This is a genomic window from Streptomyces sp. NPDC107550 (assembly GCF_055639095.1).
This window is the reverse complement of record NZ_JBVKBC010000036.1, coordinates 1-25,148: the sequence shown is the minus strand read 5'-3', so window position 1 is coordinate 25,148 and position 25,148 is coordinate 1. Positions and strand designations below refer to the sequence as shown.

The 25,148-nt window shown below is 73.0% G+C and carries 23 protein-coding genes and 1 pseudogene; all 24 read left to right on the top strand.

Going from position 1 to position 25,148, the window contains the following annotated elements; genetic code table 11:
- Positions 1-19 precede the first annotated feature (19 nt).
- On the top strand, positions 20-757 hold the full coding sequence (locus ACZ7LY_RS30240; protein WP_471627920.1) for a TetR/AcrR family transcriptional regulator: 738 nt from the start codon (positions 20-22) through the stop codon (positions 755-757).
- A gap of 169 nt (positions 758-926) precedes the next feature.
- Complete coding sequence (locus ACZ7LY_RS30235) at positions 927-1,787, top strand: hypothetical protein (protein ID WP_471627919.1); 861 nt, start codon at positions 927-929, stop codon at positions 1,785-1,787.
- A gap of 303 nt (positions 1,788-2,090) precedes the next feature.
- Positions 2,091-3,578 (top strand): FAD-dependent monooxygenase, encoded by a 1,488-nt coding sequence (locus ACZ7LY_RS30230; protein ID WP_471627918.1) that lies wholly within the window; start codon positions 2,091-2,093, stop codon positions 3,576-3,578.
- 13 nt (positions 3,579-3,591) lie between these two features.
- Entirely contained in the window at positions 3,592-3,918 is a 327-nt protein-coding gene (locus ACZ7LY_RS30225) for a TcmI family type II polyketide cyclase (protein ID WP_471627917.1), read from the top strand.
- Complete coding sequence (locus ACZ7LY_RS30220) at positions 3,915-5,195, top strand: beta-ketoacyl-[acyl-carrier-protein] synthase family protein (protein WP_471627916.1); 1,281 nt, start codon at positions 3,915-3,917, stop codon at positions 5,193-5,195. The genes ACZ7LY_RS30225 and ACZ7LY_RS30220 overlap by 4 nt, the downstream gene beginning before the upstream one ends.
- Positions 5,192-6,418: a ketosynthase chain-length factor gene (locus ACZ7LY_RS30215; protein ID WP_471627915.1), complete on the top strand. Its 1,227-nt coding sequence runs from the start codon at positions 5,192-5,194 to the stop codon at positions 6,416-6,418. The genes ACZ7LY_RS30220 and ACZ7LY_RS30215 overlap by 4 nt, the downstream gene beginning before the upstream one ends.
- Positions 6,419-6,660: 242 nt before the next feature.
- Positions 6,661-6,930, top strand: coding sequence for an acyl carrier protein (locus ACZ7LY_RS30210; protein ID WP_471627914.1), 270 nt, complete (start codon positions 6,661-6,663; stop codon positions 6,928-6,930).
- Between the two features lie 124 nt (positions 6,931-7,054).
- The gene (gene fabG, locus ACZ7LY_RS30205; protein ID WP_471627913.1) at positions 7,055-7,840 is read left to right on the top strand and encodes a 3-oxoacyl-ACP reductase FabG; all 786 of its coding nucleotides are present in this window, start codon (positions 7,055-7,057) and stop codon (positions 7,838-7,840) included.
- Positions 7,841-7,907: 67 nt separating this feature from the next.
- Positions 7,908-8,843, top strand: coding sequence for an aromatase/cyclase (locus tag ACZ7LY_RS30200; protein ID WP_471627912.1), 936 nt, complete (start codon positions 7,908-7,910; stop codon positions 8,841-8,843).
- A 2-nt stretch (positions 8,844-8,845) separates the two neighbouring features.
- Positions 8,846-10,879, top strand: coding sequence for an SDR family oxidoreductase (locus tag ACZ7LY_RS30195; protein ID WP_471627911.1), 2,034 nt, complete (start codon positions 8,846-8,848; stop codon positions 10,877-10,879).
- Between the two features lie 20 nt (positions 10,880-10,899).
- Complete coding sequence (locus tag ACZ7LY_RS30190; protein WP_471627910.1) at positions 10,900-12,111, top strand: MFS transporter; 1,212 nt, start codon at positions 10,900-10,902, stop codon at positions 12,109-12,111.
- Between the two features lie 79 nt (positions 12,112-12,190).
- Positions 12,191-13,483: an activator-dependent family glycosyltransferase gene (locus ACZ7LY_RS30185; RefSeq protein ID WP_471627909.1), complete on the top strand. Its 1,293-nt coding sequence runs from the start codon at positions 12,191-12,193 to the stop codon at positions 13,481-13,483.
- Between the two features lie 37 nt (positions 13,484-13,520).
- Entirely contained in the window at positions 13,521-14,753 is a 1,233-nt protein-coding gene (locus ACZ7LY_RS30180) for a nucleotide disphospho-sugar-binding domain-containing protein (protein WP_471627908.1), read from the top strand.
- A complete protein-coding gene (locus tag ACZ7LY_RS30175; protein WP_471627907.1) occupies positions 14,735-15,316 on the top strand; it encodes a dTDP-4-dehydrorhamnose 3,5-epimerase family protein in 582 nt (193 codons plus the stop codon). The genes ACZ7LY_RS30180 and ACZ7LY_RS30175 overlap by 19 nt, the downstream gene beginning before the upstream one ends.
- Before the next feature lie 2 nt (positions 15,317-15,318).
- Positions 15,319-16,446, top strand: a complete 1,128-nt coding sequence (locus ACZ7LY_RS30170) for a nucleotide disphospho-sugar-binding domain-containing protein (protein WP_471627957.1) — start codon at positions 15,319-15,321, stop codon at positions 16,444-16,446.
- A gap of 25 nt (positions 16,447-16,471) precedes the next feature.
- On the top strand, positions 16,472-17,539 hold the full coding sequence (locus ACZ7LY_RS30165; RefSeq protein WP_471627906.1) for a glucose-1-phosphate thymidylyltransferase: 1,068 nt from the start codon (positions 16,472-16,474) through the stop codon (positions 17,537-17,539).
- A complete protein-coding gene (gene rfbB, locus ACZ7LY_RS30160) occupies positions 17,536-18,519 on the top strand; it encodes a dTDP-glucose 4,6-dehydratase (RefSeq protein WP_471627905.1) in 984 nt (327 codons plus the stop codon). The genes ACZ7LY_RS30165 and rfbB overlap by 4 nt, the downstream gene beginning before the upstream one ends.
- Positions 18,509-19,567, top strand: coding sequence for an NAD-dependent epimerase/dehydratase family protein (locus ACZ7LY_RS30155; protein WP_471627904.1), 1,059 nt, complete (start codon positions 18,509-18,511; stop codon positions 19,565-19,567). The genes rfbB and ACZ7LY_RS30155 overlap by 11 nt, the downstream gene beginning before the upstream one ends.
- Entirely contained in the window at positions 19,564-20,868 is a 1,305-nt protein-coding gene (gene rfbH, locus ACZ7LY_RS30150; RefSeq protein WP_471627903.1) for a lipopolysaccharide biosynthesis protein RfbH, read from the top strand. Before ACZ7LY_RS30155 ends, rfbH begins: the two co-directional genes overlap by 4 nt.
- 68 nt (positions 20,869-20,936) lie before the next feature.
- Complete coding sequence (locus ACZ7LY_RS30145) at positions 20,937-21,683, top strand: NAD-dependent epimerase/dehydratase family protein (protein ID WP_471627902.1); 747 nt, start codon at positions 20,937-20,939, stop codon at positions 21,681-21,683.
- Between the two features lie 130 nt (positions 21,684-21,813).
- On the top strand, positions 21,814-23,214 hold the full coding sequence (locus ACZ7LY_RS30140; RefSeq protein ID WP_471627901.1) for an NDP-hexose 2,3-dehydratase family protein: 1,401 nt from the start codon (positions 21,814-21,816) through the stop codon (positions 23,212-23,214).
- Positions 23,211-24,170, top strand: coding sequence for a Gfo/Idh/MocA family protein (locus tag ACZ7LY_RS30135; RefSeq protein WP_471627900.1), 960 nt, complete (start codon positions 23,211-23,213; stop codon positions 24,168-24,170). The genes ACZ7LY_RS30140 and ACZ7LY_RS30135 overlap by 4 nt, the downstream gene beginning before the upstream one ends.
- A complete protein-coding gene (locus tag ACZ7LY_RS30130; protein ID WP_471627899.1) occupies positions 24,167-24,991 on the top strand; it encodes a 4'-phosphopantetheinyl transferase family protein in 825 nt (274 codons plus the stop codon). The genes ACZ7LY_RS30135 and ACZ7LY_RS30130 overlap by 4 nt, the downstream gene beginning before the upstream one ends.
- Positions 24,988-25,148, top strand: a pseudogene (locus tag ACZ7LY_RS30125) (methylmalonyl-CoA carboxyltransferase); the annotation flags it as partial. The gene ACZ7LY_RS30130 and the pseudogene ACZ7LY_RS30125, both read left to right, overlap by 4 nt.

Here is a 25,148-nt window from a genome sequence, read left to right as displayed (position 1 = left end):
TCGGAAGGAAACCGAAGCGATGACCGCCCGGGAGAGACAAGCAGCGAGCGACGGCAAGGACCACGTCTCCGTGTGGGAGCGGCTGGAGCGGCCGGCGCCCACCCCGCGCACGGTCCTGGCCCCCCTGCGGATCGCCAAGGCCGCCGTCGCCATCGCGGACGCGGAGGGCCTCGACGCGGTCACCATGCGCCGCCTCGCCACCGAGCTGGGCGTCGCCCCCATGGCCGCCTACCGCTATGTCACCGGCAAGGACGAACTCCTTGAGCTGATGGTCGACTTCGTCTACGCGGAGCTGGAGCTGCCGGACGCCGAGGAGGACTGGCGCACGAGTCTGCGGTCGGTCGCCGTGCGCATAAGGGAGGTCCTGCTGCGGCACTCGTGGGTGACGCGGGCGACATGGTGCGCGCCGACCCCGAACCAGCTGGCCGTGACCGAGGCCGGCCTCGCCGCGCTCGACGGCCTCGGCCTCGACGCGGACGACGCCATGGCGGTCTACAACACGCTCATGTCGTATGTGCACGGCGCGGTGGACTCGGAGATCGGGCTCACGCAGATGCTGCGCGTGCGCGGCTGGTCCAACCGCGAGGAGGCGCGCGCCGGGCTCGCCTCCCAGATGTCCTGGCTGATGGACACCGGCCGGTACCCGATGTACGCGCGCTACATGACCGAGGCCCGGCGCAAGGACGACCCGCAGTGGCAGTTCGAGGCCGGCCTCGACGCCGTCCTCGACGGCATCGCCGCGCGCCTGGCGATCTGAGGCGGCCCCGGCGGCGGGAACCGCCGCTTCCGCCCGCGACGACATCACGAGGACAAGCCCGTCCGGAAAAGCGAAGGCCCGCTACAGAGAAATTACATGTAGCGGGCCTTCGCTTGTCCGTCGTTGAATCCAGGAAATAGATTCGCCGCACTGAGAAGCGGTGGGGGAAATGACGCACGGATTCAAGGACGACACGCATACCGACCGTACGACGACCATGGGACCGACGGAGTGCGAGGGCGCCGCCTGCCGGCGCAGCGCCGCCGCCGGACGGACCCCGGAGCTGGCCGTCGCCGGCAGCCGGCTCTGCCCGAACTGCCGGCTCCGGCTCACCCACGACCTGCGGCGGCTGCCGCGTCTGCACGAGGAGTGCGGGCAGTTGCTCACCGGCGCGGACCGCCCCCGCGACCGGACCTCCGGCGGTGGCTCCATGCCGGGGCTGCCCTTCAACACGGCGGCCTCCGAGGCCCGTTCGGCGATCACCGGGACGCTGCGCTCATGGGCCGCGCTGGTGGTCGAGGAGCGGCGCGTCGGCGCCCCCGGGGACAGCCCGGCGCGGATCGCGGACTTCCTGCTGCTGCACGGCGCCTGGCTGCACACGCACCGGGCCGCCGGTGAGTTGTCCGTCGAGGTGGCGCGGTGTGTCCGCGCGGCCCGCCGGGTCATCGACCCGGCTCCCAGGCGCCGTGTCCCGGTCGGCGACTGCGTCGCGCCGGGCTGTGCCGGCACGCTCACGGCGGCCGTCAGGACCGGCGGCGCCGGGCCCGAGGTCGAGGTCTCCTGCGACGCGGAGCCCGCGCACCGCTGGTCCGGGCAGGAGTGGCTGCGGCGCGACGGACGGCCCGAGCCTGAGCCCGCGCGGTCCGCGGTGCGCTGGATGAGCGCCCGGGACATCGCGGCGCTGTGGGGCGTCGCGCCGGGCAGCGTCTACCGGCGCGCCAGCGAGGACCGGTGGCGCCGCCGCGCGGTGGGCGGCCGGACCTACTACCACGAGCAGGATGTCCACGCGTCGGCCAGAACCCGCGCCTGACGGGCGCCACGACAACCTCGCACTCACGGCTCCACCAGGGCGGACCAGCCCCGGTGGGGCCTTTTTCGGCACTGGCGTGAATTCGTGATTTAACAAGGTTCTGACTCAAGCATGTCGTTGTACTGGAATACGGGTATTGACATCCGCCGGGATTCCGAAGAAGCTTCTCATTAGCTTCCGCAGAACTGTGCCGCTCACCCGGCACGGACGTCATCGCGGAAAAGCTTGAAGCGGCGCACCGAAGTCATATTCCGGTGTGCCGCTTCGTCGTTCCCACCCTTTCGACGCCCGGAGGACACATCCATGGACGCTTCCGTCATCGTCGCCGGCGCGGGTCCCACGGGACTCATGCTCGCCGGGGAGCTACGGCTCGCGGGAGTCGACGTCATCGTGCTGGACCGGCTCCGGGAGCGCACCGGTGAGTCCCGCGGCCTCGGCTTCACGACCCGGACGATGGAGGTCTTCGACCAGCGCGGGCTGCTGCACCGCTTCGGCGACATGGGCACCAGCAACGCCGGCCACTTCGGCGGGCTGCCGGTGAACTTCGGCGTCCTCGACAGCATCCACCAGGCGGCCAAGACCGTGCCGCAGTCCGACACCGAGACCATGCTCGAAGGCTGGGTGCGCGAGCTGGGCGCGGACCTGCGGCGCGGCCACGAGCTGATCACCCTGCGCGATCACGGCGACCATGTCGAGGTCGAGGTGCGCGGTCCCGACGGCGAGGAGACCCGGCTGACGGCTTCCTACCTCGTGGGCTGCGACGGCGGCCGCAGCACCGTACGCAAGGCCGCCGGGTTCGACTTCCCCGGCACCGCGGCGACGATGGAGATGTTCCTGGCGGACATCAAGGGCGTCGACCTGAAGCCCCGGCTGATCGGCGAGACGTACTCCGGCGGCATGGTCATGTGCGGCCCGCTCGGCGACCGCGGGGTCACCCGCATCATCGTCTGCGAACGCGGCACGCCCGCCCGCCGGCGCACCGAGCCGCCCGCGTACGCCGAGGTGGCCGCGGCCTGGCAGCGGATCACCGGCATCGACATCTCGCACGCCGAGCACGAGTGGGTCAGCGCGTTCGGCGACGCGACCCGGCTCGCCACCGAGTACCGGCGCGGCCGGGTGCTGCTCGCCGGCGACGCCGCGCACATCCACCTCCCGGCGGGCGGCCAGGGCATGAACACCGGCATCCAGGACGCCCTGAACCTCGGCTGGAAGCTGGCCGCCGTGGTCCGCGCCACCGCGCCCGAGACCCTGCTCGACACCTACCACGGCGAACGGCACGCGGTGGGCGAGCGGCTGATGATGAACACCCGGGCGCAGGGCCTGCTCTTCCTCAGCGGCGACGAGGTCCAGCCGCTGCGCGACGTGCTGGCGGAGCTGATCCGGTACGAGGAGGTCAGCCGCCACCTCGCCGGCATGGTCAGCGGACTGGAGATCCGCTACGACGTCGGCCCCGGCCGCCACCCCCTGCTGGGGCTGCGGATGCCGCACCTGGAACTGGTCGGCGACCGGCGCAAGACCAACAGCACCGAACTGCTGCGCGCGGGGCGGGGCGTGCTGCTCGACCTGGAGGACAACGCCGTCCTGCGCGAGCGCGCGGCCGGCTGGTCGGACCGCGTGGACCTCGTCACCGCGGAGCCGCACGGCGTGCAGGACGGCAGCCCGCTCTCGGGCACGTCGGCGGTGCTGGTCCGCCCGGACGGCCACGTGGCCTGGGCCGCGCCGGGCAGCCACCACGACCTGCCCATGGCACTGGAGCGCTGGTTCGGCCCGTCCCGGATACAGCAGGCCTGACAAGGAGAGACGTATGCACAGCACACTGATCGTGGCCCGGATGGAATCGCAGTCGGCCGCCGACGTCGCCCGCCTCTTCGGCGAGTTCGACGGCACGGACATGCCGGACCTGATGGGCACGCGGCGCCGGCAGCTCTTCGCCTACCGGGGCCTCTACTTCCATCTCCAGGACTTCGACTCCGAGGACGGCGGCGAGCGCATACAGCAGGCGCGTACGGACCCGCGGTTCGTCGGCATCAGCGACGACCTCAAGCCCTTCATCACCGCCTACGACCCCGCCACCTGGCGCTCCCCCGCCGACGCCATGGCGCAGCGCTTCTACCACTGGACCGCCCGATGAGCGGGGCGGGGGGCAGGCGGGTCGTGATCACCGGCCTCGGCGTGACCGCGCCGGGCGGCGTCGGCGCCAAGGACTTCTGGAGCCTGCTGGCCGACGGGCGCACCGCGACCCGCCGCATCAGCTTCTTCGACCCGGCGCCGTTCCGCTCGCAGGTCGCCGCCGAGGTCGACTTCGACGCCGAACTGATGGGCCTCGGCGCCCAAGAGATCCGGCGCATGGACCGGGCCGCGCAGTTCGCCGTGGTCACCGCGCGCGAGGCGGTCGCGGACAGCGGGCTCGCGTTCGACGCCCTGGACCCGCACCGGACCGGCGTGACCATCGGCAGCGCGGTCGGCGCGACGATGGGGCTCGACGAGGAGTACCGGACCGTCAGCGACAGCGGACGACTCGAACTGGTCGACCACACGTACGCGGTCCCGCATCTGTACGACTACATGGTGCCCAGTTCCTTCGCCGCCGAGGTGGCCTGGGCGGTGGGCGCCGAAGGCCCCACCACCGTGGTCTCCACCGGCTGCACCTCGGGCCTCGACGCCGTGGGCTACGCCGCCGAGCTGATCCGCGAGGGGTCGGCCGACGTCATGGTGGCCGGCGCGGCGGACGCCCCGATCTCACCGATCACCGTGGCCTGCTTCGACGCGATCAAGGCCACCACCTCCCGCAACGACGACCCGGAGCACGCCTCCCGCCCCTTCGACGGGACGCGCAACGGCTTCGTGCTCGGCGAGGGTTCGGCGGTCTTCGTCCTGGAGGAGCTGGAGAGCGCCCGGCGGCGCGGCGCCCATGTGTACGCGGAGATCGCCGGGTACGCGACGCGCAGCAACGCATTCCACATGACGGGCCTGCGCCCCGACGGCCGGGAGATGGCCGAGGCGATCCGCGTCGCCCTCGACGAGGCCCGGCTCGCTCCGGAGGCCGTCGACTACGTCAACGCGCACGGCTCGGGCACCAAGCAGAACGACCGGCACGAGACCGCCGCGTTCAAGCGCAGCCTCGGCGCGCACGCGTACGCCGTGCCGGTCAGTTCCATCAAGTCGATGGTGGGGCACTCCCTGGGCGCGATCGGCTCGATCGAGATCGCGGCGAGCGTCCTGGCGATGGAGAACGACGTGGTGCCGCCGACCGCCAATCTGCACACCCCCGACCCCGAGTGCGACCTCGACTACGTACCGCGTACCGCGCGGGACTGGCGCACCGACACCGTGCTCTCCGTGGGCAGCGGCTTCGGCGGTTTCCAGAGCGCGATGGTGCTCGCCCGGCCCGAGCGGAGGGCGGCGTGAGCAGCTCTCGCGTACGGGTCGCCGTCACCGGCCTCGGCGTGGTCGCCCCCAACGGCCTCGGCACGGAGGCGTACTGGACGGCGACCCGCAAGGGGGTGAGCGGCATCGGCCGTGTCTCCCGTTTCGCCCCCGACGGGTACCCCGCCCAACTGGCCGGGGAGATCGGGGAGTTCGACGCGAAGGAGCATCTGCCGGGCCGGCTGCTGCCGCAGACCGACCGGATGACTCAGCTCGCACTCGTGGCCGCGGACTGGGCGTTCGAGGACGCCGCGGTGCGCCCCGAGGAGCTGCCCGAGTTCGAGATGGGTGTGATCACGGCCAGTTCGTCGGGCGGATTCGAGTTCGGTCAGCGCGAGTTGCAGGCGCTGTGGAGCCAGGGGAGCCGGTACGTCAGCGCGTACCAGTCGTTCGCCTGGTTCTACGCGGTCAACAGCGGCCAGATCTCCATCCGTAACGGCATGCGGGGTCCGAGCGGTGTGGTCGTCAGCGACCAGGCCGGCGGTCTCGACGCGGTCGCCCAGGCGCGCCGCCAGATCCGCAAGGGCACCCGGCTGGTGATGTCGGGGGCCGTGGACGCCTCGATCTGCCCGTGGGGCTGGGTCGCCCAGATGGCGAGCGGGCGGCTGAGCACGTCCGCCGATCCGGAGCGGGCCTATCTGCCCTTCGACGCGGGGGCGCGCGGCCATGTCTCCGGCGAGGGCGGCGCGCTGCTCGTCCTCGAGGAGCTGGAGCAGGCGCGGGCCCGGGGCGCGCGGCACGTGTACGGCGAGATCGCCGGATACGGGTCCACGCTCGACCCCCGGCCCGGCAGTGGGCGTCCGGCGGGGCTGCGCAAGGCGATCGACCTGGCGCTGGCCGACGCCGGGGCGGCGCCGGAAGAGATCGACGTGGTGTTCGCCGACGCGGCCGCCGTCCCCGAGCTCGACCGGACCGAGGCCGCGGCGGTCAACGACGTGTTCGGGGCCGGGGCGGTGCCGGTCACGGCGCCCAAGACGATGACCGGGCGGCTGTACTCGGGGGCGGCCCCGCTGGACCTGGCCGCCGCGTTCCTCGCCATGCGGGACGGGGTGATCCCGCCGTCCGTCGGCGTCACCCCGGCACCCGAGCACGGCCTCGACCTGGTCGTCGGCCAGGAGCGGCCCGCCACGGTGCGCTCCGCGCTGGTGCTCGCCCGCGGCCACGGCGGCTTCAACTCGGCGGTCGTGGTCCGCGCGGCCGACTAGGGCCTGTCCTTCGGATCATGCCGGGGTCGCGGGCCCTGGCACCGCACCTCGCGGCGTTGTCGTCGGTTGCCATGGCTCCGCCATGACGCCCTCCTCCGCCTTGCGATGCACGGCACCAGAGCCCGCTCCCTGATCCGGCCTGACCCGAAGGAAAGACCCTAGGACCTTCCTTCGGATCACGGTTCGCACGTACCCCCCATCGCAGCAACGAAGCAACGAAGCAACGAAAGGACAACTCCCCCATGGCCACACATGAGTTCACCCTCGACGATCTCAAGCGCATCCTGCGCGAGGGGGCCGGCGCGGACGAGAGCGTCGACCTCGACGGGGACATCATCGACACTGACTTCGAGTCGCTCGGCTACGAGTCCCTGGCGATGCTGGAGACCGGCGGCCGCATCGAGCGCGAGTTCGGCGTCACCCTCGACGACGACACGCTGACCGACGCCAAGACCCCGCGCGCGCTGATCGACACCGTCAACGCGCTGCTGGTGCCCGCCCAGGTCGGCTGAGCCACGCCCGCGTCCCGCCGCCGGCCCCCGTCGACGCCTTCGACGGGGGCCGGCGGCGCGCGCCGCCCGCTCCCCTCGCTTCCCCCCGCGCGCTTCGCGCCCCCACTTCCCGCAGGAGACAGACATGACGCAGCACAACCCGAAGGTCGCCCTCGTCACCGGGGCGACCAGCGGTATCGGCCTCGCCGTGACCAGGCTGCTGGCCGAGCAGGGCCACCGGGTGTTCGTGTGCGCCCGCACCGAGGAGAGCGTGACCCGTACGGTCAAGGAACTCCTCGACGAGGGCCTCGACGTGGACGGCGCCCCCTGCGACGTACGCTCCGCCGAGGACATACAGCGGTTCGTGCGGCAGGCGGTCGAGCGCTTCGGCCCCGTCGACGTGCTCGTCAACAACGCGGGCCGCTCCGGCGGCGGGGTCACCGCCGAGATCGCCGACGACCTGTGGCACGACGTCATCGCCACCAACCTCGACAGCGTCTTCCTGATGACGCGCGAGGTGCTCACCACGGGCGGCATGGCCGACAAGGACCGCGGCCGCATCATCAACATCGCCTCCACGGCCGGCAAGCAGGGCGTGGTGCTCGGCGCCCCCTACTCGGCGTCCAAGCACGGCGTCGTCGGCTTCACCAAGGCGCTCGGCAACGAGCTGGCGCCCACCGGCATCACCGTCAACGCGGTCTGCCCCGGCTATGTCGAGACGCCGATGGCGCAGCGCGTACGCCAGGGCTACGCGGCCGCGTACGACACCAGCGAGGACGCCATCCTGGAGAAGTTCCAGGCGAAGATCCCGCTCGGCCGCTACTCGACGCCCGAGGAGGTCGCGGGCCTGGTCGGCTATCTGGCGTCCGACACCGCCGCCTCCATCACCTCCCAGGCGCTGAACGTCTGCGGCGGCCTGGGCAACTTCTGAGCCGCGCGGCGGCTCCCCGGCCGCCGGTCACCCTGGGCAACTTCAGAGCCACGGAGGAGAGCACATCATGACGACCCGTCAGGTCGAGCACACCATCACGGTCGAGGCGCCGGCCGCCGCCGTCTACCGGCTGATCGCCGAGGTGGAGAACTGGCCGCGGATCTTCCCGCCCACCATCCACGTCGACCAGGTCGAGCGCGGCGCGGGCGAGGAGCGCATCCGGATCTGGGCCACCGCCAACGGCGAGCCCAAGAACTGGACTTCGCGCCGGACCCTGGACGCCGAGAACCTGCGGATCACGTTCCGGCAGGACGTCTCCACCCCGCCGGTCGCCGCCATGGGCGGCACGTGGATCATCGAGCCGCTGTCGGGGACGTCCTCGCGGGTGCGGCTGCTGCACGACTACCGGGCCGTCGACGACGACCCCGAGGGCCTGCGCTGGATCGACCAGGCCGTCGACAGCAACTCCCGCTCGGAGCTGGCCGCGCTGAAGACCAACGTCGAACTGGCCCACGCCTCCGAGGAGCTCACCTTCTCCTTCGAGGACACCGTGCAGATCGCCGGCGCCGCCAAGGACGCCTACGACTTCGTCAACGAGGCCGGGCTGTGGGCGGAACGGCTCCCGCACGTGGCGTCGGTCCGCTTCACGGAGGACTCCCCGGGCCTCCAGACCCTGGAGATGGACACCCGCGCCAAGGACGGCTCGACCCACACCACGAAGTCGTACCGGGTGGTCTTCCCGCACCACCGGATCGCGTACAAGCAGGTCACCCTGCCCGCGCTGATGACGCTGCACACCGGTCTGTGGACGTTCACGGAGAACGCCGACGGCGTCGCCGCCACCTCGCAGCACACCGTCGTCCTCAACACGGAGAACATCGCGGCGGTCCTCGGCCCGGACGCGACCGTCGCCGACGCGCGGGCGTACGTCCAGGGCGCGCTGAGCACCAACAGCCGCGCCACGCTCGGGCACGCCAAGACCTACGCCGAGAACAAGCGCTGACCGTGGCCGCGCCGGACACGGACGTGCTCGTCGTGGGCGCCGGACCGGTCGGCCTGCTGCTCGCCGGTGAGCTGCGCGCGGGCGGGGCGCGGGTGACGGTGCTGGAGCGGCGGGCCGAGCCCACCACCGAGTCGCGGGCGTCGATCCTGCACGCCCGCACCATGGAACTGCTGCACGAGCGGGGCCTGACCGAACGGCTCGGGCCGCCGCCGGACGCCGGGCCCGGCCATTTCGGCGGCATTCCCCTCGATCTGGCCGACGCGGGCGACAGCGCGTACGCCGGCCAGTGGAAGGCGCCGCAGACCCGCGTCGAGGCCGTCCTCGGCGCCTGGGCGACCGGGCTCGGCGCTCAGGTGCGGCGCGGGCACACGGTGACGGCGCTGGCCGAGGCGCCCGACCGGGTCCATGTCGTCGCCACCACACCGGCGGGCGGGCGGCTGCGGCTGACCGCCGCGTACGTCGTGGGCTGCGACGGCGAGGACAGCGACGTACGGCGGCTGGCCGGCTTCGCGTTCCCCGGCGCCGGCCCCACCAAGGAGCTGCTGCGCGCGGATCTGCGGGGCGTCGAGCTGCGGGAGCGGCGCTTCGAGCGGCACCCGCGCGGGGTGGCCAACGCGCGGCGCGGGCCGGACGGCGTCACCCGGATCATGGTGCACGCGTTCGGCCGGACGCCCGGTCCGGCGCGGACCCCGTCCTTCGACGAGGTCCGCGCGGTGTGGGCGGACGTCACCGGCGAGGACCTCGGCGGCGCCGAGCCCATCTGGCTCAACGCGTTCCACAACGCCCGCCGCCAGGTGGCCCGTTACCGCGTCGGGCGCGTCTTCCTCGCCGGGGACGCCGCCCATGTGCAGTTGCCGGTGGGCGGGCAGGCGCTCAACCTCGGCCTCCAGGACGCGGCGGACCTCGGCGGGAAGCTCGCCGCCCATCTCACCGGCCGGGCCGGTGAGGAACTGCTCGACACGTATCACGCCGTGCGCCACCCGGTGGGCGCCCGCGTGCTCGGCAACATCGAGGCGCAGGCGCAGCTGCTGTTCGGCGAGCCCGAGGTGGACGGCGTGCGGGCGGTGTTCCGCGAACTGCTCGGCATCCCGGCGGCCCGCCGCCATCTCGCCGCGATGATCAGCGGGCTCGACGGCGGCGGCCCCGCCGCGGCGGCGCAGACCGGCACCCGCGTACCGCACGACACGCACGCCCCGATCGACACGCACGGCCCGCACGGCACCCACGTACCCCACGTACCCCATCGTCAGCACACGACGCACAGGAGACTCACCATGGGCAAGCTGACCGGAAAGACCGCGCTCGTCACCGGTTCCAGCCGCGGCATCGGACGGGCCACGGCGATCCGGCTGGCCCGCGAAGGCGCCCTCGTCGCGGTGCACTGCTCCCGCAACCGGGAGGCCGCCGACGAGACCGTCGCCGCCATCGAGAAGGAGGGCGGCCGGGGCTTCCCGGTCCTGGCCGAGCTGGGTGTGCCCGGCGACGTCCACGAGCTGTTCCTCGCCCTGGAGCGGGAGTTGAAGGAGCGCACCGGCTCCGCCACGCTCGACATCCTCGTCAACAACGCGGGCGTCATGGGCGGTGTGGCCCCCGAGGACCTGACGCCCGAGGCGTTCGACCGCCTCTTCGCCGTCAACGCCAAGGCGCCGTACTTCCTCGTGCAGCGCGCGCTGGACAACCTCCCCGACGGCGGCCGGATCATCAACATCTCCTCCGGCCTGACCCGCGTCGCCAACCCGCAGGAGGTGGCGTACGCGATGACGAAGGGCGCCATCGACCAGCTCACCCTGCACTTCGCCAAGCACCTCGGCCCCCGGAACATCACCGTGAACAGCGTGGGCCCCGGCATCACCGACAACGGCACCCCGGTCTTCGACGACCCGGAGGCGGTGGCGGCCATGGCGAACTACTCGGTGTTCGGCCGGGTCGGCGAGACGCGGGACATCGCCGACGTGGTGGCGTTCCTCGCCTCCGACGACTCCCGCTGGCTCACCGGCTCCTATCTGGACGCCAGCGGCGGCACGCTGCTCGGCTGAGCGGGCGGACGGCCGAGCCGATGACGACGCTCTCCTCCACCTCCCCGCCCCGCGCCGGCGCCGGGCGGCGGGCCCTGCTCTTCGTGCTCGCCGGCAACATGCTGATCGACGCGCTCGAAGTCTCCGTCATGCTGGTCGCCCTGCCGGCGATGGGACGTGACCTCGGGCTCTCGACGCTCGGCGGCCAGTGGGTGATGAGCGGCTTCGCCGCCGGTTTCGCGGCCCTGCTGCTGCTCGGACCCCGGCTCGTCGCCCGGTTCGGCAGGCGGCGCGTGTACCTGGCCGCGCTGCCGGTGTTCATCCTCGCCTCGGTCGCCGGCGGCCTCGCCCACGGCGGCGCCCTGCTGGTCGCCACCCGGGTGGTCAAGGGCATGTGCGCGGCACTGACCGCGCCCACCGGACTGGCGATCATCAGCACCACGTTCCGCCCGGGTGCCGCACAGCGCCGGGCGGTGTCGGTCTACTCCCTGTTCGGCGCGGCCGGGTTCACCGCCGGTCTGCTCTGCTCGGGGGCGCTGACCGCACTGAGCTGGCGCTGGAACCCGGTGTTCCCCGCCCCCGTCGCCCTGCTGCTGCTGGTGGCCGGCGCCCGGCTCATCCCGCGCGACACCGCTCCGGCGCCCGCGACACCGCTCGGGGCGACTTTGGCACGGCTGCGGCACAACGCGCCGTTCCTGCGCTCGGCCCTGTGCGCGGCGACGCTCAACGGCACGTATCTGGGCCTGCTGATGCTGCTCAGCCACCGGCTGCACGAGCAGTGGGGGTGGGACGCCTGGCGCACGGCGCTCGCGTTCCTCCCGGCGTGCGTGCCGCTGGCGTTCGCGCTGCCCTTCGCCGGCCGGATGGTGGCGCGCTTCGGCACCGAGCGGCTGATCAGGGCCGGGAGCGGTGCCGCGGCGCTCGGCTGCGGGACCGCCCTGCTGACCGGGGCGCCCACCGCGTACGTCACGGGCGTGCTGCCCGCGCTGCTTCTCGTGGAGGCCGGCTTCGTGCTGTCCTTCGCGGCTCTCAACCTCCAGGCCACGGCGGGGATCGCGGCCGGGGAGCGGGCCGGCGCGGTGCCGGTCTACCAGACGGCCGTGCAGCTCGGGGCGGTGCTCGCGCTGCCGGCGACGGCCGTGTTCCTCGGCGGCGGCTACCGGGGCGCCCTCGCGTTCTTGACAGCCCTGTCGGTGACGGGCGCACTCGTCGCCTGCACGGCCCGCCCCGGCGCTCGCGGCGCCACGCCCTGACGGCACGGTTCCGCACGCACCCCGGTTCCTCCCCCATCGGCGCGCCCCGGCGCACTCGAATCCGAACGGAGTCTCAACGATGCGTGTCCTGTTCACCATCTTCCCGGCGACGGCACACCTGTATCCCGTCGTCCCGCTGGCCTGGGCGCTGCAGAGCGCCGGGCACGAGGTCGTCGTGGCGAGCCACGCGGGCGTCGTGGACCCGGGGGTGATCACGAACATCGGCGCGGCCGGGCTCACGGCCGTCCCGCTCGGTTCGCCGGAGGAACTGCCGGAGGCCCTGAGCAAGAACACCGGGGACAGCGCGCCGAACCGTCCCTCGCTCGCCTTCGACGCGTTCGAGCCGGAGGAGTCGCAGAGCTGGCGGACGGCGCGCGCGATCCTCACCGGCATGTTCCGGATGCACTACCCCGAGCCCGCGGAGCCGGGCGGCCGCAGGCCCGTCCTGGACAACCTCGTCGACTTCGCCCGCGCCTGGCAGCCCGATCTGGTGCTGTGGGACCCGCTGATGTTCCCCGCGCCGGTGGCCGCGCGTGTCACCGGCGCCGCGCACGCCCGGCTGGTGTGGGGCACGGACAACATCGCCCTCATCCACGAACGGACCAAGCGCGAACTGGCCGACCCGGAAGCCGAGTTGACCGAGCACCCGTGGGCGGGCTGGTACGGGCCGATCCTGGAGCAGTACGGTCTTGAGTTCAGCGACGAGATGCTGCTCGGGCAGTGGACCGTGGACCTGACCCAGTCCCGGATGCGGCTGCCGCTCGACCTCACGCACGTCCCGGTGCGCCGGGTCCCCTACACCGGCGCGGCCCCCCTGCCGGCCTGGCTGCACCACCAGCCGGAACGGCCGCGCGTGGTGCTCACCCTCGGGGTGAGCCGCCGCAAGCTGTTCGGCAAGTACAGCGGCTTCCCCATGCGCGAGTTCTTCGACTCCGTGTCGGCGCAGGACATCGAGGTCGTCGCCACCCTCAACGACGAGCAGCTCGCCGCGGTCGGCACCCTGCCCGACAACGTCCGCGCGGTCGAGTACGTGCCGCTCAACCAGGTCCTGCCGACCAGTTCGGCGGTCATCCACCACGGTGGGGGCGGCACGTTCGCCGCCGCCGTCCACTTCCAGGTGCCCCAGCTCGTCGTGCCGCTGCCGATGTGGGACGAGATGGTCACCGCCCGCTACGTGGAGGAGATGGGTGCGGGCCTGGTCGCCGACCCCGGCGCGCTGGACGTCGCGGGCCTGCACAAGCAGCTCGAACGGCTGCTCCAGGAGCCGTCGTTCTCGCTCGGCGCCCGCCGCCTGTACGACGAGATGCTCGCCGCGCCCGCGCCGAAGGACATCGTGCCTCTGCTGGAGCGCCTGACCGCCGAGCGCCGCTGACCGCGTGCCCGCGGCGCCGGAAAGGACCCACTCCCCGATGCGCGTACTGGTGATCACCACCCCAGTCCCGTCCCACTATCTCCCCCTGGTGCCCCTGCTGTGGGCGCTGCGGTCGGCCGGCCACGAGGTGACGGTGCTCTGCCAGCCCGATGTGGTGGGCGCGGTCCGGGCGTCCGGGCTCACCGCCGTCGCGGTGGGCGAGCCGTTCGACGTCGACGCCATGCTGCTGCGGGGCCTGCCCGCCGGGCAGCGGCCCCTCCAGGCCCGGCCCCGGCCCGCGCCCGAGGTGCTCGGCGGCTACGGCAGGCTGTGGTGGGCGCACGCCACGGCCCACCTCGACCGCTACAGCGCCCTCGCCGACGCGTACGGCCCCGACCTGATCGTCGCCGACCCGCTGGAGTACTGCTCCCTGCTCATCGGCGCCCGGCGGGGTGTGCCGGTGGTGCATCACCGGTGGACGGTGGACGCGATCTCCGGACCCGCCCGCCGTTTCGTACGCGCCGACGCTCCCGCGCCCACGCAGGGCCCCGGCCCGTCCGGGGCGCCGGACCCCGCAGGCCTGCCCGACCCGGCCGTGCTGCTCGACCCGAGCCCGCCGGGCCTGCGGATCCCGGGCGGCGACGCGGGCGTGCCGATCCGGTACGTGCCCTACAGCGGGGGCGCCGAGACGCCGGCCTGGGTGCGGGCGGACCCGGGCCCGGGCGCCGGGCGGCGGCGCGTCGCCGTCTCGCTCGGCAACACCCCGTCCCTGCACGGCGAGCCGTTCATCCGGGGTCTGCTGCACGCCCTCGCCGCCCGCCCTGACACCGAACTCCTCGTCACGCTGCCGCCGGCGTACCGCGCGGGCGTCGGCACGCTGCCGGAGAACGTGCGCGTCGTCGATCCGCTGCCCCTGCACCTGTTCCTCGGGACCTGCGACGCGATGGTCCACCACGGCGGCGCGGGTACGGCGATGACCGCGACCGCGTTCGGGCTCCCGCAGTTGGTGCTGCCGCAGTTGGCGGACCACTTCCCCCTGGCCGACCGGCTCACCGCGGCCGGCGCCGCGCTGGCCTTCGAGACCCCGGAGCAGCAGGACGACGCGCGGCTCGTCGGCCTGGCCCTGGACGAGCTGCTGTCCGACCCGCGCTACGCCGGATCGGCCCGGCGGCTCGGCGCGGAGATGGCGGCGATGCCGTCCCCCGCCGACGTGGCCGCCGATCTCGTACGACGGGCGCGGACGGCCACCGAACCGAGAGAGGCGAACGTGCCGTGCACATCGAGGAAATGACCATCCCCGGCACCTATCTGATCACTCCCGACCAGATCCCGGACGAGCGCGGGGCGTTCTACGAGTCCTGGCGCGGCGACCTGCTGGAGGAGGCGACCGGGGCCGCGTTCCAGCCCCGGCAGATCAACTACTCCGTCTCCCGGCGGCACACCCTGCGCGGCATCCACAGCGTGCGCATACCCCCCGGGCAGGCCAAATACATCACCTGCGTGCGGGGGGTGCTGCGCGACATCGTCGTGGACCTGCGCGTCGGCTCCCCCACCTTCGGCGAGCACCAGGTCAACGAGATCGACGCGGACTCCGGCCGGTCCCTCTACGTCCCCGAGGGCGTGGGCCACGGCTTCCTCGCGCTCACCGACGACGCCTGCATCTGCTACGTCGTCTCCTCCGCGTACGTGCCGGGCACGCAGATCGACATCAACCCGTTCGACCCGGATCTCGCGCTGCCCTGGAACTGCCCCGAAGCACCCCTCATCTCGGACAAGGACGCGAAGGCGCCGACCGTGGCCGAGGCCGTACAGGCAGGTCTCCTGCCCCGATTCAGCAAGGCGGGAACAGCGTGAGAATGCTCTTCGTGGCGGCGGGCAGCCCGGCGACGGTCTTCGCCCTCGCGCCGCTGGCCACCGCCGCCCGCAACGCGGGCCACCAGGTCGTCATGGCCGCGAACGACGACATGGTCCCGGTCATCACCGCGTCGGGCCTGCCCGGCGTCGCCACCACCGAGCTGCCGATCCGGCACTTCATCACCACGGACCGCGCCGGGCGGCCCGAGGAGATCCCCTCCGACCCGGCCGAGCAGGCCCTCTTCACCGGGCGCTGGTTCGCCCGCATGGCCGCGTCCAGCCTCCCCCGGATGCTGGAGTTCTGCCGTGCCTGGCGGCCCGAGCTGATCGTCGGCGGCACGATGAGCTACGTCGCCCCGCTGCTCGCCCTGCACCTGGGCGTGCCGCATGTGCGCCAGACCTGGGACGCCATCGAGGCCGACGGCATCCATCCCGGCGCGGACGCCGAACTCCGCCCGGAACTGGCCGGGTTCGGGCTCGACCGGCTGCCCGACCCCGATGTCTTCGTCGACATCTGCCCGCCGAGCCTGCGACCCGCCGGCGCCGCCCCGGCCCGGCCGATGCGGTACGTCCCGGCCAACGCCCAGCGGCGCCTCGAACCCTGGATGTACGGCAGGGGCGAGCGGCGCCGCGTCCTCGTGACGTCCGGGAGCCGGGTCGCCAAGGAGAGCTACGACCACAACTTCGCCTTCCTGCGCGGTCTCGCCAAGGACGTCGCCGCGTGGGACGTCGAACTGATCGTCGCGGCGCCCGACTCGGTCGCCGACGCCCTGCGCGCGGACCTGCCCGGCGTCCGCGCCGGCTGGGTGCCGCTCGACGTGGTGGCGCCCACCTGCGACGCGCTCGTCCACCACGGGGGCGGTGTCTCCACCCTGACCGGGCTGAACGCCGGAATCCCCCAACTGCTCATCCCGCGCGGCGCCGTGCTGGAGAAGCCGGCCCGCCGCGTCGCCGATCACGGGGCCGCGATCACGCTGCTGCCCGGTGAGGACACCGCCGACGCGATCGCGGACGCCTGCCAGGAACTGCTGTCCAAGGACACCTACGGCGAACGGGCCCGCGACCTCTCCAGGGAGATCGCCGCCATGCCCTCGCCCGCGAGCGTGGTCGACACGCTCGTACCGGCATGAACACACGAACCGAGAGGACCTCTCGATGAAGGCTCTGGTGCTCGCCGGCGGATCTGGGACCCGCCTGCGGCCTTTCAGCTATTCCATGCCCAAACAACTCATCCCGATCGCCAACACCCCCGTGCTCGTGCATGTGTTGAACAGTGTCCGGGAGCTGGGGGTCACCGAGGTCGGCGTCATCGTCGGCAACCGCGGCCCCGAGATCGAGGCCGTCCTCGGCGACGGCGACCGGCTCGGCGTCCGCATCACCTACATCCCCCAGGACGCGCCGCGCGGCCTGGCCCACACCGTCTCCGTCGCCCGCGGCTTCCTCGGCGACGACGACTTCGTGATGTACCTCGGCGACAACATGCTGCCCGACGGCGTCACCGAGATCGGCGAGGAGTTCGCGCGCAGGCGCCCGGCCGCCCAGGTCGTCGTGCACAAGGTCCCCGACCCGCGCGCGTTCGGTGTCGCCGAACTCGGCCCCGACGGCGAGGTGCTGCGCCTGGTGGAGAAGCCGGCGCAGCCGCGCAGCGACATGGCCCTGATCGGGGTGTACTTCTTCACCGCCGCGATCCATGAGGCGGTGGCGTCCATCGCGCCCAGCGCCCGCGGCGAACTGGAGATCACCGACGCCGTCCAGTGGCTGGTCTCCTCCGGCGCCGACGTGCGCGCCAGCCTCTACGACGGCTACTGGAAGGACACCGGGCGGGTCGAGGACGTCCTGGAGTGCAACAACCACCTCCTGGACGGTCTGGCCCCGCGCGTCGAGGGACAGGTCGACGCCGACAGCGTCCTCGTCGGCCAGGTCGTGGTCGAGGCGGGGGCGCGCGTCGTGCGCTCGCGGATCGAGGGGCCCGCGCTCATCGGCGCGGGCACGGTCGTCCAGGACAGCCAGGTGGGCCCCTACACGTCCATCGGGCGCGACTGCGCGGTGACGGACAGCCGGCTCGAAGGCTCCATCGCGCTGGACGAGGCGTCGGTCACCGGCGTGCGCGGCCTGCGGGACTCGCTGATCGGGCGCGCCGCGTCCATCGGCACCACCGGCCAGGGCACGGGCCATCACTGCCTGGTCGTCGGAGATCACACCCGAGTGGAGGTCGCGGCATGAGGATCCTGGTCACCGGAGCGGCCGGTTTCATCGGCTCCCACTTCGTACGCGGCCTGCTGGCCGACCAGTACACCGGCTGGGAAGGCGCCCAGGTCACCGCCCTGGACAAGCTGACCTACGCGGGCAACCGGGAGAACCTGCCCGCCGCGCACGAGCGGCTGGTGTTCGTCCGCGGCGACGTGTGCGACCGCGACCTGCTGCGCGAACTGCTGCCCGGCCACGACGCCGTGGTCCACTTCGCGGCCGAGTCGCATGTCGACCGCTCCCTGGAGGGCGCCGGCGAGTTCTTCCGTACGAACGTGCTCGGCACCCAGACGCTGCTCGACGCGGTGCTGGAGAGCGGCATCGAGCGGGTCGTGCACGTGTCGACGGACGAGGTGTACGGCTCGATCGCCGAGGGCTCCTGGACGGAGGAGTGGCCGCTGCTGCCCAACTCCCCCTACGCCGCGTCGAAGGCCAGCTCGGACCTGGTGGCGCGGACCTACTGGCGCACCCACGGCGTGGACCTGTCCATCACCCGCTGCTCCAACAACTACGGGCCCTACCAGCACCCCGAGAAGGTCATCCCGCTGTTCGTCACCAACCTGCTGGAGGGCCGCCAGGTCCCGCTGTACGGGGACGGCCGCAACGTCCGCGAGTGGCTGCACGTCGACGACCACTGCCGCGGCATCCATCTGGTGCTCAACGGGGGCCGCGCGGGCGAGATCTACAACATCGGCGGCGGCAACGAGTACAGCAACCTCGCCCTGACCGAGCGGCTGCTGGAGCTGACGGGCGCGGGCGAGGAGATGATCCGCCGCGTCGCCGACCGCAAGGCGCACGACCTGCGCTACTCGATCGACGAGTCGAAGATCCGCGAGGAGCTCGGCTACGCGCCCCGGATCGGCTTCGAGCAGGGCCTCGCCGACACGGTCGCCTGGTACCGCGACAACCCCGACTGGTGGAAGACCGTGAAGCACGGGACGAGCCATGCGCTCTGAGGCGCGACCCCTGGCCGGGCGCTCGGTCGTGGTCCTCGGCGGCACGGGGTTCCTCGGCCGCCGCGTCGGCGCGGCGTGCGCGGCCGGCGGCGCCCGGGTGCACCTGGTCTCCCGTACCGCGTCGGCGCTGTCCGCGGCGGCCGTCGCACCCGGTGTGTCGGCCGTGAGCCTCGATCTGGTGACGGCGTCGGCGCGGGAGATCGCGGCGGTCCTCACGACGGCCGGCGCCGATGCCGTGGTCAACGCGGCCGGCCGGGCCTGGCAGGCCGACGAGGCGCAGATGGCGGCGGGCAACGCCGAGCTGGTCGAGCGGGTCGTCACCGCGCTCGCGGCGCTGCCAGGTCCGCCGGTACGCCTGGTCCAGCTCGGCACCGTCCACGAGTACGGGGCGGGCGCCCCGGACGCCGCGACCGGCGAGGAGCACGAACCCGCGCCGGTCACCCCGTACGGCCGCACCAAGCTCCAGGGCACGCGGGCCGTCCTGCGCGCCCGGGAGCGGGGGGTGGACGGCGTGGTGCTGCGGCTCGCCAACGTGATCGGCGCCGGCGTCCCCGAGGGCAGTCTCTTCGGCCGGGTCGCGGCGCATCTCGGCGCCGCGGCCCGCGCCGAAGCGCGCGGCGAGAAGCCCGACGAACTGCGGCTCCCCCCGCTGCGCGCGGCCCGCGACCTGGTGGACGCCCGCGACGCCACGGCGGCGGTGCTGGCCGCCATCGCCGCCCCGGAGGCGGCCGTCGCCGGGAAGGCCGTCAACATCGGCCGGGGCACCGCCGTACCCATGGGGGACCTGATCCACCGGATGATCACGCTCAGCGGGATCGACCTGCCGGTGAGCGAGGCCGCCGAGGCGCCGAACTCCCGCACCGACGTCGCACGGCAGTGCCTGGACGTCACCCGCGCGCGGCGCCTGCTCGGCTGGCGCCCGCTGCACGCGCTCGACGACTCCCTGCACGACCTGCTCGCCTCCGTACTGCCGCCGGGGCACGCGCTGCCCGCCCCGCCACTTCCGCACCCGGCCGACGCACCGGCCGAAGAAGGGAAACGATCATGAGCGACCGCAAGGACCTGGTCCTCGACGGCGTCCGCGCGTACCACCACGAGGTCTCCCCCACCCGGGAGTTCGTCCCGGGCACGACGGAGATCTGGCCGTCCGGCGCCGTCCTCGACGAGCACGACCGGGCGGCGCTGGTGGAGGCGGCCCTGGAGATGCGCATCGCGGCGGGGACCAGCTCGCGCAAGTTCGAGTCGGCGTTCGCCCGGCGCCTCAAACGCCGCAAGGCGCACCTGACGAACTCGGGTTCGTCGGCGAATCTGCTGGCGGTGTCGGCCCTCACCTCGCACACCCTGGAGGACCGGCGGCTGAAGCCGGGCGACGAGATCATCACCGTCGCGGCGGGCTTCCCGACGACGGTCAACCCGATCCTGCAGAACGGCCTGGTCCCGGTGTTCGTGGACGTGGACCTCACCACGTACAACGCGACCGCCGACCGGGTGGCGGCGGCGATCGGCCCGAAGACGCGGGCCATCATCATCGCCCACGCGCTCGGCAACCCCTTCGAGGTCACCGAGATCGCCCAACTCGCGGAGCAGCACGACTTGTTCCTCATCGAGGACAACTGTGACGCGGTCGGCTCGCTGTACGACGGCAAGCTCACCGGCACCTTCGGCGACATGACGACCGTCAGCTTCTATCCGGCCCACCACCTCACCATGGGCGAGGGCGGCTGCGTCCTGACATCCAACCTGGCCCTGGCCCGGGTCGTGGAGTCGCTGCGGGACTGGGGCCGGGACTGCTGGTGCGAGCCGGGCGAGAACGACCGGTGCCTGAAGCGGTTCAAGTACCAGCTCGGCAAGCTGCCCGCCGGCTACGACCACAAGTACATCTTCTCGCACGTCGGTTACAACCTGAAGGCGACCGACATCCAGGCCGCGCTCGGCCTGACCCAGCTGGCCAAGCTGGACTCCTTCATCGAGGCCCGGCAGCGCAACTGGCGGCGGCTGCGGGAGGGCCTGGACGGCGTCCCGGGGCTGCTGCTGCCCGAGCCGACCCCGCGCTCCGAGCCGAGCTGGTTCGGCTTCGTGATCACCGTGGACCCACAGGCGCCGTTCCGCCGCGCCGAACTGGTCGACTTCCTGGAGGAGCGCAAGATCGGCACCCGCCGCCTCTTCGCGGGCAACCTCACCCGCCACCCGGCCTACATCGACCAACCGCACCGGATCGTGGGCGAGTTGACCAACAGCGACCTCATCACCGAGCACACCTTCTGGATCGGGGTCTACCCGGGGCTCACCGACGAGATGCTGGACTACGTCACCGCCTCGATCAAGGAGTTCGTGGCCGCGCGCGGCTGAGCCGGCCGGCTCCTCACCTCTCTCCGCAGATGCGGCCCCTACCCCTCCACAGATCGGGACGACGACGTATGGACATCGTGGGAACCGGCTTCCTGGCGCGGAACCTGCGCCCGCTGGCCGACCGGCACCCGGACACCGTGGCCCTGGCGGCGGGGGTGTCCTGGGCGAGCGGCACCTCGGACGACGACTTCGCCCGCGAGGCGGCGCTCGTGGGCGAGGTCGCCAAGCGGTGCGCGGACGAGGGGCGGCGGCTGCTGTTCTTCTCGACCGCGGCCACCGGCATGTACGGGCTCGCCGAAGGGCCCGGCAGGGAGGACGTCCCGGTGACGCCCTGCACCCCCTACGGCGCGCACAAGCTCGCCCTGGAGGAACTGCTGCGCGGCACCGGGACGGACCACCTCATCCTCCGGCTCGGCCATCTGGTCGGCCCGGACCAGCCCGAGCACCAACTACTGCCCACGCTGGTACGGCAGTTGCGCGAAGGCGTGGTCCGCGTGCACCGGGGCGCGGCCCGCGACCTGATCGACGTGGGCGACGTCATCACCGTCGTCGACCGGCTGCTCGCCGCGGACCTGCGCGCCGAGACGGTCAACGTGGCGTCGGGTTTCGCGGTGCCGGTGGAGGACATCGTGGACCATCTCGCGCGGGACCTCGGGCTCACGGCGCGCAAGGAGTTCCACGACACGGGCGTGCGCCAGCACGTCATCTCCACCGAGAAGCTGCGCGCCCTCGTCCCGCAGGTCGCGCGGATGGGCTTCGGCCCCGACTACCACCGCCGGGTCCTCGGCGCCTTCACGGCCTCCCTGTACGTGTGACAGGGGCACCGCCACGCCGTACCCGGCCGACATCTGACGGGCCGCGGGCCACGACCTCGGCCCCGGCTCCTCCACCATCCCGTCGCACACGTCCATCCCGTCGCACACGTCGAACACAGGGAGTTCTCCGATGCCGCCACTGACCCTTCAGCCGCGCGAGGACGTGAAGCTGCTGGCGGACCGGCTCGCGCTGTCGGCCGCCACCACCCGGGGCGCCCATCTGACGACCGCCGGCTTCGCCGACTGGCTCGCCGAGCGGGGCCGCGCCAACACCTTCCGCGTGGACCGGATCCCCTTCGCCGAGCTGGACGGCTGGTCGTTCCACGGCACGACCGGCAACCTCGAACACCGCAGCGGCCGTTTCTTCACGGTCGAGGGCCTGCACGTCACCGAGCGGGGCGCCCCGTTCGGCGACGGCCCGTACGCGGAGTGGCACCAGCCGATCATCAAGCAGCCCGAGGTCGGCATCCTGGGCATCCTCGCCAAGGAGTTCGACGGGGTCCTGCACTTCTTGATGCAGGCGAAGATGGAGCCCGGCAACCCGAACCTGCTCCAGCTCTCCCCGACCGTGCAGGCCACCCGCAGCAACTACACGAAGGTCCACAAGGGCGCGGACGTGAAGTACCTGGAGCACTTCGTGGGTCCGGGCCGCGGCCGGGTCGTCGCGGACGTCCTCCAGTCCGAGCACGGCTCGTGGTTCTTCCACAAGTCCAACCGCAACATGATCGTGCTGACGGACGGCGAGGTGCCGCTCCTCGACGACTTCTGCTGGCTCACGCTCGGGCAGATCGCGCAGCTCCTGCACCGCGACAATGTCGTCAACATGGACGCGCGTACGGTCCTGTCCTGCCTGCCCGTCCCCGAGCGGGCGTCCGGCGCCGTGCTGTCCGACGCGGAGCTGCTGTCCTGGATCACCGCCGAGCGCTCCCGGCACGATGTGCACGCCGAGCGCGTCCCGCTGGCCGCTCTGCCCGGCTGGCGGCGCGACGAGATGACGGTCGAGCACGAGGAGGGCCGGTACTTCAAGGTGGTCGCCGTCGCCGTGCAGGCCGGCAACCGCGAGGTCACCGGCTGGGCCCAGCCGCTGTTCGAACCGGTGGGCCTCGGCGTCACCGCGTTCCTCACCCGCGCCTTCGACGGGGTGCCGCACGTCCTGGTGCACGCCCGGGTCGAGGGCGGCTTCCTGGACACGGTCGAGCTGGGCCCCACGGTCCAGTACACGCCAGGGAACTACGCGCACGTGCCCGCCGACCAGCGTCCGCCGTTCCTCGACGCCGTGCTCGCGGCCCCGGCGGACAGCATCCGGTACGAGGCCGTCCACTCGGAGGAGGGCGGCCGGTTCCTCAACGCCGAGAGCCGGTACCTGCTCGTCGACGCCGACGCCCTCGGCGTCCCGCACGAGCCGCCGGCCGGGTACGCCTGGGTGACGCCGGACCAGCTCACCTGGCTGGTGCGCCACGGCCACTATCTCAACGTCCAGGCCCGCACCCTGCTGGCCTGCCTCAACGCCACCACGGGGGCGCCCCGATGAGCGGGCCGGTGCGGATCGGCGTGCTCGGCTGCGCGGACATCGCGGTGCGCCGGATGCTGCCCGCGTTCGCCGCCTCCCCCGATCTGGCGCTCACCGCGGTCGCCAGCCGCGACCGGGCCCGGGCCGAACAGGTCGCCGCCACCTTCGGCTGCCGTCCCGTCGAGGGGTACGAGGCACTGCTCGGCGCCGACGACATCGACGCGGTGTACGTGCCCCTGCCGGCCGCGCTGCACGCCCCGTGGGTGGAGTCGGCGCTGCACGCGGGCAAGCACGTCCTGGCCGAGAAGCCGCTGACCCTGGACCAGGAGAGCACCGGGCGGCTCCTGGACCTCGCGGCGAAGCAGGGCGTGGCCCTGATGGAGAACGTCATGTTCGTCCACCATCCCCGGCACGAGGCGGTGCGGCGCCTCGTCGCCGACGGGCGGATCGGCGAACTCCGTGTCCTGCGCGCGGAGTTCGCCGTCCCGCCGTTCCCCGCTGACGACATCCGGTACTCCGCCGGGCTCGGTGGCGGCGCGCTGGCGGACGTCGGCCTCTATCCGCTGCGGGCCGCCCTGCACTTCCTCGGGCACGATCTCGCCGTGGCCGGTGCCCGCCTCACCCGGGGCGCCGGGCGGGAGGTCGAGACGTCCGGCGCCGCGCTGCTGGCGACGCCCGGCGGGGTCACCGCGCACGTCACGTTCGGCATGGAGCACGCGTACGCGTCCCGGTACGAACTGTGGGGCAGCGAGGGCCGGATCACCGTGGACCGCGCCTTCACCCCGCCGGCGGACTTCGTGCCCGTGATCGGGCTGCACCGGGGCGGCGGCACGGAGGAGATCCGCCTTGAGCCCGCCGATCAGGTCGCGGCCACCGTCGCCGCGTTCGTCACCGCCGTCCGCGCCGGGTCGGCCCCGCGCACGGACACGCTCCGGCAGGCGGCCCTGCTGGACGACGTACGCCACCACGGCACATGACGACCACGCCCGGACCCGATGAACTCCATCTGGACGAAGATGAATTGGCCCTCTGGCTGCTGACGCCGCCACGGCAGGGGCCGCTCGCGTCCGACGAACTGGACGCGGGTGAGCGGCGCCGCGCAGACGCCTTCCGGCGGCCCGGCGACCGCGCCCTGTACGTGGCCGCGCACGTCGCGCTGCGCCGCCTGCTGGGCGGTTATCTGCGCACGCCGCCACGGGAGTTGGCGTTCACCCGAGCGGACTGCCCCCGGTGCGGCGGCCCGCACGGCCGTCCAGTGCTGACCGGCGCCGGGCCGGGCGCCCCGCACTTCTCCCTGTCGCACAGCCGGGGGGCGGTGCTCATCGGCGTGGCCCGCGCACCGGTGGGCGTCGACGTCGAGGGGGTGCCGGGCCCGGAGCGGGTGGACCTCTGCCGCTCGGCGCTCCACCCGCACGAGCAGCGGGAGTTGGACGGGCTCGGCGCACCGGACCGCCCGCCATTCTTCGCGCGGCTCTGGGCCCGCAAGGAGGCGTATCTGAAGGGGACGGGCGCCGGGGTGGGCGGCTGGACGTCCGAGGTGTACCTCGGTGAGGGAGGCCCGGACGCGCCGACCCGGCCGAACGGCTGGAGCGTCCTCGACGTGCCGTACGGCCCCCGGCACGCGGCGGCCGCGGCGATCAGGGGGCCCGCACCCCGGGCCGTGGTGCGCCGGCTCGCCCCCGAGGCGGTGCTCACGGGCCGCCACCTGGGCCGCGGCAGCTTCTCGCCCGTCTCCCCAGGCCCCGCACCCGCCCTTGCTTTCGATGCGTGTGACACGCGTGAGGAGGAACTCCCATGACCACACTGGACGACCGGCCCCCGGCCGCGGCCGGACCCACCGATTCCCGTGGGCGTACGGCCGAGCTGCACGCGATCCGTGAGCAGGCTCTGGCCGGCCCGAGTGAGAAGGCGACCGCGGCCCAGCACGCCAAGGGCAAGCTGACGGCGCGCGAGCG